Below are 13,606 nucleotides of genomic sequence, written 5' to 3'. Positions count from 1 at the left end.
CATAATGAAACTAAGAAATATTATATTAATGACCGCATCTATCGCAATGACTGCCTGTTCCAAACAGGCAGTTCCCACTGCCATTCCTGAAGACGCAAAAATAGAACAACAAGTGGAAGAGCTGCTATCAAAGATGGACCTTGACGCCAAGATAGGGCAAATGACCGAGCTTGCTATTGATGTATTAGGAGAGACGATAAATGGAGAATTCCAATTGGACGAGGCAAAACTCCATAAAGCAATTGCTGAATACAAGGTAGGTTCGTTTCTCAATGCTCCCGGCCCGGTAGCACAAAGCCCTGAAAAGTGGAACGAGATTATCGGTCGAATACAAGAACTGTCGATGGCGGAGATTGGTATTCCATGTATCTACGGTCTGGATCAGAATCATGGTACTACCTATACATTGGGCGGCACGCTCTTTCCTCAAAATATCAATATGGGTGCTGCCTTCAATCCGGATTTGACCTACGAAGCGGCACGTGTAACGGCTTATGAAACAAGGGCTAGCAATTGTCCCTGGACATACTCCCCCACCGTCGATATGGCACGTGATCCCCGTTGGCCGCGTGTATGGGAAAATTATGGAGAAGACTGTTTAGTCAATGCCATTATGGGCAGCACTGCTGTTCGAGGCTTCCAAGGAGATGATCCGAACCATATTCCCGCCGACCGAATCGCCACCTCCGTGAAACATTACATGGGATACAGCATGCCACGTACCGGTAAAGACCGCACACCGGCTTATATATCGGTTTCCGAACTGCGTGAGAAATGTTTTGCACCGTTCAAGGCTTGTGTGGAAGCTGGTGCACTGACTATAATGGTCAACAGTGGTTCCATCAACGGAAAGCCTGTGCACGCCGACCGCGAACTCCTTACACAATGGCTGAAAGAAGACTTGGGATGGGACGGAATGTTAATCACCGACTGGTCGGACATCAACAATCTTTATACCCGCGAACATGTGGCGGCAAACAAGAAAGAAGCCATCGAAATGGCAATCAATGCAGGTATAGACATGGCTATGGAACCGTATGATCTCAATTATTGTACACTACTAAAAGAGTTAGTGCAAGAGAAGAAAATACCCATAAGCCGTATTGACGATGCCGTCCGCCGGGTGCTTAGACTTAAATTCCGTCTGGGTCTGTTCGATCATCCGAACACTTTATTGAAAGATTATCCTCTCTTCGGCAGCAAGGAGCATGCGCTTATCGCACTTCATGCAGCTGAAGAATCGGAAGTATTGCTAAAAAATAAAGATAATATTCTTCCGCTTCCTCAAGGGAAAAAGCTGCTGGTAACCGGTCCGAACGCCAACTCTATGCGTTGCTTGAACGGCGGTTGGAGCTATTCGTGGCAAGGACATCTGACCGACAGATTTGCCGACAAATATAACACCATTTACGAAGCAATCTGCAACAAATTCGGAGCCGATCATGTCCGTCTGGAACAGGGCGTAACCTACAAACCCGAAGGTGCTTACATGGAAGAAAATGAACCGGAAATTGAGAAAGCTGTGGCCGCTGCCCGCAACGTGGATATTATTATCGTCTGCATCGGTGAAAATTCATATTGCGAAACACCCGGTAATCTTTCCGAACTTGCCATCTCTGCCAACCAAAGCAAACTGGTAAAGGCACTTGCCGCTACGGGAAAACCGATCATCCTGATACTCAATGAGGGTCGTCCCCGCATTATCAACGACCTAGAGCCATTGGCTGATGCTGTTATTGACATTCTATTACCCGGAAACTATGGTGGCGATGCATTAGCGAACATTCTGGCAGGAGACGTGAACCCCAGTGCCAAGATGCCTTACACATATCCGCGACACGAAGCAGCACTGACTACCTACGATTATCGGGTGAGTGAAGAGATGGACAAAATGGAAGGAGCTTACGACTACAATGCGGTAGTCTCCGTTCAATGGCCTTTCGGATACGGATTGAGCTACACCACTTTCGAATACAGCAACTTCCAAACGGACAAATCTTCGTTTACCGCAGAAGATGATTTGCACTTTTCCATAGATGTAACTAATACCGGTAAATATGCCGGAAAAGAAGTTGTTATGCTATTCAGCAGTGATCTTGTGGCTTCGCTTACTCCCGAAAACCGCCGGTTACGAGCCTTCAAAAAGGTTGAACTGCAACCGGGCGAAACCCAGACTGTCACTCTATCCATCAAAGGCAGCGATTTGGCTTTTGTCAATTCCGACGGGCAATGGGTACTGGAACAAGGAGATTTCCGTATGCAATGCGGAAATCAAGTATTGACTATTACTTATAAGTAGGCATTTATAAGTAGGTATTTATAAATAAATGCGCATTATTAATATATACACTCCCGACAATAGCTCTATGAGACACTGCGTTACTTTGTGGTGAACTCAAATTATCATCTAACCGGTTGAACAGCCGTTTGAGACTGTTCAACCAAATTTAAACAACCGCTCCTCTTGATCCAAACGACCGTATGTCTACAAAAAAAAGACAATCGTTTGAGCCCAAAGGAGCGGTTATTTTTATCTGAAAGAAAGCGGCATTATTACAAAGGATATTCCTCAAAAGCATACAAAATGGTAGATAAATAACGTTCGCCTGTATCGGGTAATAATGCAACAATCATTTTCCCTGCATTTTCCGGTCGCTTCGCCAGTTCCGTAGCAGCATATACGGCTGCGCCTGAAGATATGCCTACCAACAAACCTTCCTGTTTGGCTAATTCACGACTCGTACGAATGGCATCGTCATTCTGCACCTGAATAATCTCATCTACGATAGAAGCCTTGTACGTTTTAGGAACAAACCCTGCACCAATTCCCTGAATCTTATGCGGACCTGGTTTTCCTCCCGAGAGTACCGGAGAATCAGAAGGTTCTACTGCCACGATCTTTATACTCGGATCACGCATCTTCAGCGCTTCACCTACACCGCTAACTGTCCCGCCAGTACCTACTCCGGCCACAAAGATATCGACTTTCCCCTCGGTATCTCTCCATATTTCCAGACCGGTAGTCCGTAAATGCATGGCAGGGTTAGCAGGATTCTCAAATTGTTGTAAAATGACAGCTCCCGGAGTGACCGCCTTCAGTTCTTCAGCTTTGGCAATGGCTCCCTTCATACCATCCGCACCAGGAGTCAATACTAATTCCGCCCCTAAAGCTTTCAGAAGATTACGCCGTTCGATACTCATGGTATCGGGCATCGTCAGAATCAGTTTATAGCCTTTAGCTGCCGAAACAAAAGCCAATCCCACACCGGTATTCCCGCTGGTCGGTTCAATGATAGTTGCTCCGGGATGCAAAATTCCTTTCGTTTCTGCATCCTCAATCATAGCCAATGCTATGCGGTCCTTCACGCTTCCTGCCGGATTGAAAGATTCAATCTTTACAATCAGACGAGCTTTCAGGTCGTTACTTGTATTATAGTTACTAAGTTCCAATAACGGAGTGTTACCTACCAAATCCGTCAATTTTCTTGCTATCTTTTCCATATATATCTGTTTTTAATTTCTCTTGTTTTAATATATGACAAAGATAGTGCGGATTCTGTTCAGGGTAAATACCATATATGTGGTAAATTCATACCACATATATCTGACTTCCTGCCAGATATTATATTAAGAAATCAGCTCTCATAGGGCTGAATGTATCAATCAATACACCTGCTTCCAGGCAAACACATCCATGAGGCTGGTCAGGTTCCACATAATAACCATCACCTGTAGAAAGAATTTCTTTCCGATCTCCAATGGTCAATTCAAACTTACCGCTTGCAACATAAGTAGCCTGGCTATGATAATGTTGATGCATAGAACCGACGGCACCTTTCTCAAATTCCACTTTCACCATCATCAGTTGCCCGTCATACCCCATTATCTGGCGGCGGATTCCCGGAGCCGGTTTCTCCCAATCCAATTCTTTCTCAAACTGAAAAGCATCACTGCGTGTTTTCATCTTCCAATCTATTCTTATTTATAACTATATTATTTGAATCTCTTCACATAATCTGCAATCAGATAACATGCCGGGCCGAGTACCTGACCATGATCGAATCCTTGCATTTCATACAAAGTCACCTTCTTGTTACCTATACTTTTCAAGACAGCTTCCAGCAGCGCATTTTCTTCATATCTTGCCGCCATCTCCAGATGCTTGTCCCCCGTAATCAACACGAGAGGAGCAGTTTCCTTGCGGGCCTTATTTACCGGAGCATACTCATCAACCACCGGAATACCGTCAGGCAAACCGCGTTCCTTACGAATAGTGAAATGTGTCACCGTCTGACCACTCACCGGAAGATAAGCAGCTACACTATCGGCATCTGCTCCGTATGCTGCCATGTATTTCTTATCCATTGCCAGAATCAACGAAAGATAACCTCCCGCAGAATGACCGGAAACGAAAATGTGATCCTTACGACCACCATACTTCTCAATATTCTTGAAAACCCATGCCACAGCTTCAGCCGCATCTTCGATGTAAGCCGGATTTTTTGCTTTCGGACTCAAACGGTAATTCACCGCCACTACTGCAAACCCTTGTTCTCTCAATTCTTTGGGAATAAATTTATTTCCACCTTCCATACCACCTCCATGAAACCAGACGATAGTTGAGAAATCCTTCTTGTTTTCAGGATAATAAATATCCAGTTTACAACGTTCCAGACGATAGGTGTCCGTTTCGGAGCCAGAGACATAAGATATATCTTTGTTTGTGCGATAAGCATTTTGTGCTTGAGCAATGCAAGCACAAAGCAAAAAGAGAAGAAGGCAAATCTTTTTCATGACTTTATTTATTTTCAATGGTTCAATATTATATTAACTATCAGCCTAAACAGTTCGTTCTTTTCTTCAGACGGGAACAAAGATAAGACCTTATTCCAAAAACATAAGCAAAAAAGACTAAGAAAAGAAAGTTGTATTATCTGGAACTCTTACTATTGACTGAATAAAGTCCCAACTTGAACAAACGCTATTCAATCTACCATTCTTAAGAAGACTACTGATTTCTTCAGAAAGCTCTTTCAACTTTTATCCTTCAATAGCTCTTTTGTCTTATCCGCCAAAAACAGAGGGATATTAATCAAATTACCATCTTGTTTCAAATTCAGCATTGAATACCGTATCCGGCAAGCAGGCTGGAAAAGCTTCTCATACTGAATCAGACTTTTACCTGTTATGTTTTGGTCTGCTTTCACTTCTATCGGATAAATATGATTGTCGTATTGAAGCAGAAAATCCACTTCAGCCTTATTGCCGGAAGTCCAATATCGAAAAGATGCTTGGAACTGCGCCGTAAGACTCTGCAACACATAATTCTCTGCCAAAGCTCCCTTATATTCCATATAGCCGGGAGTAGACAGAAGCAAAACACTTGCATCCAGTTCCGACAACTGCCTTAACAGTCCTACATCTAATGCGTAAAGTTTAAATGTACTCAAATCATCATACGCTTTCAATGGTAATTTGGGTGACTTGCTTAATACAACTTTATTGATAAGTCCCGCCTGCTCCAGCCACAGAAGAGCATCTTCATACTCACGAGCACGGGCACCGGGACGTACCAACTGATAAACAAACTTATGGTTCTCCTTCGCCAATTGTGAAGGCAGGGAATTCCATACATAATTAATGCGGGGAGCCAATGCCGGCGTAGTATGTTTTACAAAATCCAATGCATAGTCATTCAAGATATCCCGAAGCGCCGAATCCACCTTTTCCATATCATCGAAGTCAATCATCAGAGTAGCAGGTTCGGGCATACCGCCACAAATGGAATAGGCAACAAATGATTCACGCAACTTATCGAAAAATATTTGAGGAAGAGGAGCTATTTCTTTAATAGAACACAGATACTCATACATATTTGGGTCTTTTGTCTTCAGAAATTCCGTAAAAGTAAGCGGATACATAGACAAATGATTCACCTTTCCCACCGGAAAGGAATTGCCAATATGATTCAAATAAATACCTAATAAAGAACCTGCGCAAGCTACCGCATATTCGGGAGCTTCCTCACAAAAATATTTCAGTGCGTTCAGTGCTTCATTACACTCCTGAATCTCATCCAATATGAGTAAAGTCATTTGAGGATTGATTTTCTTTCCATGCAAGAAAGACAATTGCTGAATAATTCGCCTAGGATCTTTAGTCGTTTTAAAGATATCGCAAAGCCCGCTTTCATCCTTATCCAAACTAAAATAGGCGACATCCTCGAAATATTCCTTCCCGAAATACTTCAAAGCCCATGTCTTTCCTACTTGACGAGCCCCATGAATAACAAGTGGCTTCCTGTTCACGTCCATTTTCCATGCCGACAATTGCCTGATAATATCTCTTTCAAACATAATAAATCACATTTTTAATATCAGAAATGTGATAATTTACACATTTTTGATACGAGTTTTGTGCGAATATACACATTATCCATATAAAACGAAAGAAAAAATCAGAATAATAATTGAATTGCCAAGCATTAACAGCTGAAATATCAGCTATTAACTGCTAAAAAGTCAGATATTATTACAAGCACAGATAATTATCAATCAACACTTTACAGATTATTACTATTAGAATATCCCTAGTAAATACGATATTAAGGTTTAATAAAGAATAGAGAGCTATATAATGATTATATTCAGGATAATATCATACTTAATTTATTATGAGATTATTATAAAGAAAGTATGATTAATTATCCTGAATATATTTTCTAAAAACAATGTCCATCTATAGCCGAACATTCAGCACCGAACGCCCTTCCACCGGTATTTCTTTCGAGACATACCCCTTCTTGGAGAAAATCAAGACATCATCAGACGCAACTTGTTTCAACAGATATTCTCCTTTCTTGTTAGTCACGGCCAATTCTTTCTTATTTCCCATCGAATAGATATGGACTCCTTCTACCGGAGTAGCTTGTACATCTCTAACTACCCCACGCACTGTTATCTTTTTACTTGTTCCAATCTTAACCTGATTCTGTTTCATGCTTGACACAGACACTGCAGCAACAGAGATATCTCCTACCCCTATCACTTGCTTCTGCAAAATGCAATCTGAAGCATTTCCAACCTGAATTTCAAATTCCCCGGGTTCGAGGAAAGGGATCCCCTCCTTATCAATCAAACATAATTCAGATACTGGAATTCTTAGTGTTACTTCTTTTTGTTCCCCCGGTTTCAGTTCCGGTTTGGCAAATGCTTTCAACTGTTTCACTGGAGTCACAACAGAACTTACCAAATCACGAACATATAGTTGCACCACTTCCTTACCCGTTCTTTGTCCTGTATTACGAACCTGTACTTTTACCTTTATTGTATCTCCGGAAGCATATATATTCTTGTCACATTCCATTTTATCAAAAGAGAAAGTCGTATAACTCAACCCATGCCCAAAAGCCCACAATGGTTCAGGAGATGAGAAGACATAGTCACGACCGGATTGTTCATAACTGCCGGGACGTTTATAAAATCCCTTATCAGAAGGCAAATGATTATAATACACCGGTAAATGCCCTGCACTTTGGGGAAAAGAATAAGTGAGATGTCCCGATGGATTCACCTTTCCAAAAAGGACATCAGCAATAGCATATCCTTCCTGTTCGCCGCCATACCACTGTGCTACAATGGCAGGAATATGTTCTTTCTCCCAAGAAATGGCAAAAGGCTTGCCACTCACCAAGACCAATATCACCGGTTTGCCAGTAGCATAAACCGCCTGAATCAAATCACTTTGTGCGCCAGTCAGACTTAAATCGCTTAAATCAAATCCTTCTCCGCAATTCGTACGCGTATAGTCACGAGCTAATGAAGCACTGGAGCTCCCGCAGAAAATCACAGCAACATCACTTTTCAGCGTTGCCTCCACTGCTTCCCCGATACCTGTTGTATCACGAGACATCATACTACAACCAACAGCATGGTTTATTTTAATTTTCTCTCCCACTAACGCCTTAATTCCTTGTAATGGAGTAATTCCATCCTTATTATCCCGACTCCATGTATAATCACCAAACTGTACCTGATCTGCATTGGGACCTAAAACAGCAATAGAAGTCAATTTATTCATATCCAGAGGTAACAAATTATCTTCATTCTTCAACAGTACAATAGATTCTTCCGCTATCTGACGAGAAAGTTCTACACTCCGGAGAGAATGCATTTCGCCGGAAGCCGCATGCTTATCCCCGTATGGATCTTCAAAAAGTCCACATTCGAATTTAGCAGTCAATACCCGGCGAACAGCTGTATTTATATAAGACTCATCCAATTTTCCTTCTTTTACTAACCGGAATAATTCGGGATAACACTCACTGGAAGCCTCTACATCCAACCCTGCAGTCAGTGCTTGTGTTGCAGCCTCCGCTTTATTAGCTGCCGTATGATGAAAAGTCTCCAGCATTTCGATAGCACCCCAATCCGAGTAAACATATCCTTTAAATCCCCAACGGTCTCTTAATATATCAGTTAATAAATACCGGGAAGCGGAATTCGGTATTCGGTTCCAAGAATTATAAGTAGACATAACTGCATAAACAGGTAAATGCCGTAACACCATCTCAAAAGGTTTCAGATAAACAGCATGCAAATCATATAAACCACAATCCACAGAAGCCAAGTTTAACCCTCCCAACGGATTCCCGTGTGGACCATAATGTTTCAGCATGGGAGAAATGCCACTATCAAGATATCCTTTCACTTCTGACTGCGCAAAGATGCCACAGAGATATGGGTCCTCTCCATAAGATTCCTCTACTCTCCCCCAACGCAAATCACGTACAACATCAATGCACGGAGCTAATACCTGCCTCATTCCCTGCGCATGCAAATCATCGGCAGTCATACAAGCCCTCCGATAAGCAAGAGCAGGATTAAACGTACTACCAAGAGCTATATTTTGTGGAAAAATGGTAGAACCTTCATGTGCAGAACCATGCAAAGATTCGGCTACAGTAAAAGCCGGAATACCGAGCCTGGTACGGGTAAGCATATATTCCTGTATTTCCCGCATACTACTCCGACAATTCTCACCCGTCAACGGAAAACCTTCTACAAATCCATATCCTGTTTCTCCAACAACAGCGGTTAGCTTTTCTTTGTCCAACGTTTGTTCATTAAAGATGTCCCACGAATGTAAATGACGTATCTGTGCGATTTTCTCTTCCAACGTCATACGCTTCATCAAATCATCCACCCGTTGTGAAACAGGCAACCCGGCTTGCTGATAAGGAAATGGCTGTGCATTAACAACTGTTACCAATAAAGTCAGAAAAACTCCTGACAAGAATCTCTTTTTATTCAATGAGGTTGCTATGATCCTCTTTCTCATCGTATATCTATACATCATTCCTATTATTATCTAAATTCTACAGATATTCCGTACATTTTATCAATGTACCTGCAACTGAACTATTATATTGGCTTTAAAGTTATATAACAGGGACGAAATAGTTCAGTTGCAGTAATCTCTTCTCCCTGAATTCTGATATCAAATTCACCGGCAGGTAATGTCACTATACCTACCGTTTCCGTTATGCAATTACCATTACTAACTTTCTTTACCAGCTTTTTGCCCGCTAAAGTAATCGAATACACTCCGGCAGCTCCGCTACTTGCCTTGCGAATCTCCTTTCCGGCATCACCCTCCACTAGTTCATCCGCATATTTGGGTGCAGGAGCTACATAAGTAATACTCACTTCAAAAGTCATTGGCTTATCCAAACGAACTGGCCAAACAACCGCATCCTCCCGTCTCTTCATATTCTGCACGCATGTAGACTCCACTTCCTCACCACCATAGCGGACACCACCCTCCAAACGAGCATCAAATGCACGTAACTTATCCACTTGCTGTGTATACGAAATACGACGACGAGTATCCGCTTTCAACTCTCCTTCACATTCAAGAACGACCACTGCATCAACCGTATCAGGACAAAGGGCCGGTACATCAATCATTATATCTTTTCCCATTCGCGCCACTTTCAATGTTCGCTGCGGATTACTCTGCAAATAAGCACCCTTTACCTCCGTCAACAAACCACCTACACACAGCTTCCCATCACGAGGCCAATCGAAGACATGCAAAAACAACTTATTCTCCTTACAGGTAGATTCTCCCCAAGACTGTACCGCTAACGGAGTAGCCTTCGTTCCACGAATAGAAGCTTCTCCGTTCACTTTCCACCAAGCAGCTATCTGTTTCAGAATATCCAAATCCGGAGCACTGAACTTTCCGGTTCCCATCGGACCAATATTCATCAGAATATTTCCTCCGCGTGCTGCCGCCTTCGCCATCAAACGAACAAAGAAAGAAGCCGGTTTGTACTCCTGATCGTTTTCATTGTAGGCGTAAGAATTGTTCGTAGTCGGAATACCTTCCCAGTAACTATCTCCATAATGGCTGAACTCGTAAGGACAATCCGCAGTGTTGTAATAATCATACCTGTCGAATCCGGAAATGGCACGACCATTAATAATGATATCAGGAGATGCCTCACGCGTCGCTTCTACTATACGAATACACTCTTCTTGTGGTAATTTATGAGGTGTATCAAACCACATAATATCAGGATCATACATTGCAATCAATTCACGAATTTGCGGAATAGCCTTCTCATCTACATATTTTCGGGCAACAGGCAGATAATCTTTTCTCGTCTCCCACCAGTCGCGCCCACCTAGCAACTTGTCACCTCCGGGATTGTCATAATCCCAGTCATTACCTACACCCTCTTTCTCACCCCAATCAAATGCATGTGAATAATAGAAACCAAATTTAATTCCTGCCTTACGGCAAGCATCCCGCAAGTCTTTCATCGGATCACGTCCGAAAGGCGTTGCCTTCACAATATTATAATCACTCACTTTCGAATCGTACATTGCGAAACCGTCATGATGCTTCGACGTAATGATAAAATATCCCATCCCTGTTTCTTTGGCAATACGTACCCATTCTTCCGCGTCAAATTCTTGGGGATTGAACGTACCTGCCACCTTTTCTTTATAAACCTCTACCGGGATACGAGCCATTCGTTGAATATGTTCACCATACCCGCCATACTTCTTTCCATTCCACGAACAACCCAAAGATGAATAAACTCCCCAATGAATAAACATACCGAAACGCGCCTGCTCGAACCATTGCATACGGCTATCCAGTTCTTTCTTATCAGGAATCAGACTGTTCAATGCAGAAGCACGGCGTTTTTCCACCGCAGGTGAAAAACGTTGCGTCACACATTTACCACATTCTTTCCCTGATGGCAAAGTAATGTCAATAGCCACATCGCCAATCTCTACTTTTACCTGTTTCAAATGAACATTCATAGTCGGGTCTGTTACCGAAACGGAGTATTCTTCTCCAATACGTTCAATAAGCAAAACACAAGGTACAGACGTTTTCACAGGTAAACCACTCCATTGAACAGTTCCACCGGCTCTATAAAACACCGCTTCCAACACTTTCTCGTCAGCCGACTGCACTGCCTGTACCAATGTGTCATTCCGAAGAATATCAAATGGATTCTCCTGTGGAGGAAGCCCCTCACCTGCATATACCACATACCCATATACGTCATTCTCAACATTCCGTCCGTGATCAACCCAAACTCGCAGCAAATCTGCCTGTACAGGAAGATTCTTTTTCCCCTTATTCACTAAATTCCTCTTTACCCATTCATTGGGTCTGGACTCACAAAGGAAAAAGGCTTTCGGACTAAATTCAGGCAACGGGGCATAAGCAAATCCTCCTTCCTGTAATACCCAAAGCGGCTTTCCCTTCTCTATCAACGAATGGATGCCGGAAGAAGGTTGCCATCTCTTTTTCCCATCATATAGCGTTACGTTCCCCTGATGGGCAGTCTGTTCGATAGAAGTACGTATATTTCCTTCCTGTTCCGGTTGCAAATTAGTAACACCCGCACCAAGGGCAATCAGATAGTCACCCAACATAAAATAAGACTTATAAGCCCTTACACCGAAAGCCACCGGATTCTCCATTTTCACATCCTTTTCTTTAGAAGTAGCATCCATCTTCTCGAAAAGATAACCCGCTACCGCATTCCCGCCTCCATCAGTAGCCGCTCCTGCAAAATTGTACTTGCTGCAAAATCCTCTCCAATTGGTAATTGGTTTCAGCCGCCGTTCTCCTTCACGAGCAGTCACTCCGGGCATAGCAGTCAGATCCATCGCTCCGATAATCTTCCGGTACTCATCCCCTTTACGTTGAAAAAGAGTGAGTCCGTCGTTGGTATAAATATTAAACTCATCCGCAAAATTACCGGCACTCTCCAAACCATCACAACGACTGGATGCCATATTAACCATCATATAATAATCAGGAGTACGTTTTATCAAATCGTCATTGTTATAAAACCAGCGTGTACCGTTATAACGACCTGCCGGATACCCTTCCATACGGATATTATTTTGTCCCGCTTCTTTAATAAGCTGTTTCAGTTCCCGAAGTTCACTATCCGTAAACGAAGCAGGCCATCGCTCAACAGACGCTTTCAACATCTCATAATAAGGAATATGAGCCGGTTTTCCTTCGTAATACACCATAGAATAACGATCCAGACAGGGAGGAATATACCCTTTATAATGATAGAAGGTACTGCCTCGATAGAAATTGAGCAATGCTTCCACATTCTCCCGTGTCAGGCTTTGCCCCCAAGGAGTATCTCGGAGTATCCATAGCAAGTCCTGTGCACTGGATGCCCCATGAATCGGATATCCCCAAACCAAACATTGCATACCATGTCCCCATCCGGCTCCGTCGGCAGTAAAACCTTCGTTCCAGAATGCCTCATTATAAGTAGTCTGCGACACATTGCTCAAACTCCGTTTTGCCACTTCAGCTACTACATCGACCATTGGAATAGAATCCATTAAAACAGCAGTTTCTAGTAGCGGACGATAAGCCAATGCATTTCCACCTACCCACCATACATGATGACGAAAACGTTCCACCCTCACAATATCCCGGTCCATTTCATTATTACGCAATGGTTGTGTCCACGATTGCATAGCCAATGCTTTCAACATCCGGCAGGCCGATTTGCGCAGTGGTTTTGTATCATCCGGCAGATCCATTTGCCCGACCAAAGAGAAATAAATACCACAGGCTGCTTTCGGGATAGCAAAACAGGAAGCATGAAAACGGTCGTTCGGTTGACGACGGACTTCAATATCTCCATATCTCAAAATAGATTTCCAGAAACGTTCGGGAATATCATTCACATTCGTTTGCCGGTAATGATTAGCTATCACCCACAATCGTCTAAACGTGTCTGCCAAGTAAAAACCTATATCCTGTTGGTCCTGAAAAGAAACGGATGATAGCCAGTTGTTGTCATGAATCTTTTTTTCATAAGCAGCCAAATCCGCAAACTGCCCTTCTTCACTAAGCTGTTTCAGATAGAGATCCCATTTCCCCATATCCTGGTTTATATCATAGGTATTTATATTCCGCGTGTAATAATCGCGCAAATTACGCATAGCCTTTACTTTGTCAGACGACTGTGCACATACAGTCAGACAAATAAATAACACCAAAAATACCAGACAATTTCTTTTTTTATCTTTCATATTGT

Annotated in this window: 7 protein-coding genes; 1 reads left to right on the top strand and 6 read right to left on the bottom strand. The window is 42.8% G+C overall.

What is annotated here, in order from left to right; all coding sequences use genetic code 11:
• Positions 1–4: 4 nt before the first annotated feature.
• Entirely contained in the window at positions 5–2,299 is a 2,295-nt protein-coding gene (locus tag DWZ47_RS05100) for a glycoside hydrolase family 3 N-terminal domain-containing protein (RefSeq protein WP_117512449.1), read from the top strand.
• A 254-nt stretch (positions 2,300–2,553) separates the two neighbouring features.
• Here DWZ47_RS05100 and cysK read toward each other — a convergent pair whose 3' ends face one another.
• The 6 genes from cysK to DWZ47_RS30395 all read right to left on the bottom strand — a co-directional run bounded on the left by cysK (position 2,554) and on the right by DWZ47_RS30395 (position 13,601).
• Positions 2,554–3,501, bottom strand: coding sequence for a cysteine synthase A (cysK, locus tag DWZ47_RS05095; RefSeq protein WP_004317446.1), 948 nt, complete (start codon positions 3,499–3,501; stop codon positions 2,554–2,556).
• A 121-nt stretch (positions 3,502–3,622) separates the two neighbouring features.
• Positions 3,623–3,964: a cupin domain-containing protein gene (locus tag DWZ47_RS05090; protein ID WP_004298587.1), complete on the bottom strand. Its 342-nt coding sequence runs from the start codon at positions 3,962–3,964 to the stop codon at positions 3,623–3,625.
• A gap of 29 nt (positions 3,965–3,993) precedes the next feature.
• Complete coding sequence (locus DWZ47_RS05085; RefSeq protein WP_004298588.1) at positions 3,994–4,794, bottom strand: alpha/beta hydrolase; 801 nt, start codon at positions 4,792–4,794, stop codon at positions 3,994–3,996.
• 239 nt (positions 4,795–5,033) lie between these two features.
• Positions 5,034–6,356: an ATP-binding protein gene (locus tag DWZ47_RS05080; protein ID WP_117512447.1), complete on the bottom strand. Its 1,323-nt coding sequence runs from the start codon at positions 6,354–6,356 to the stop codon at positions 5,034–5,036.
• A gap of 382 nt (positions 6,357–6,738) precedes the next feature.
• Positions 6,739–9,339 (bottom strand): glycoside hydrolase family 3 N-terminal domain-containing protein, encoded by a 2,601-nt coding sequence (locus DWZ47_RS05070; RefSeq protein ID WP_117512446.1) that lies wholly within the window; start codon positions 9,337–9,339, stop codon positions 6,739–6,741.
• 83 nt (positions 9,340–9,422) lie between these two features.
• Positions 9,423–13,601: an alpha-L-fucosidase gene (locus tag DWZ47_RS30395; protein WP_128857930.1), complete on the bottom strand. Its 4,179-nt coding sequence runs from the start codon at positions 13,599–13,601 to the stop codon at positions 9,423–9,425.
• Positions 13,602–13,606 lie beyond the last annotated feature (5 nt).

The organism is Bacteroides sp. AF32-8BH (genome assembly GCF_003435205.1).
GTDB lineage: Bacteria > Bacteroidota > Bacteroidia > Bacteroidales > Bacteroidaceae > Bacteroides > Bacteroides ovatus.
This window is presented reverse-complemented; position numbering and strand designations above follow the sequence as displayed.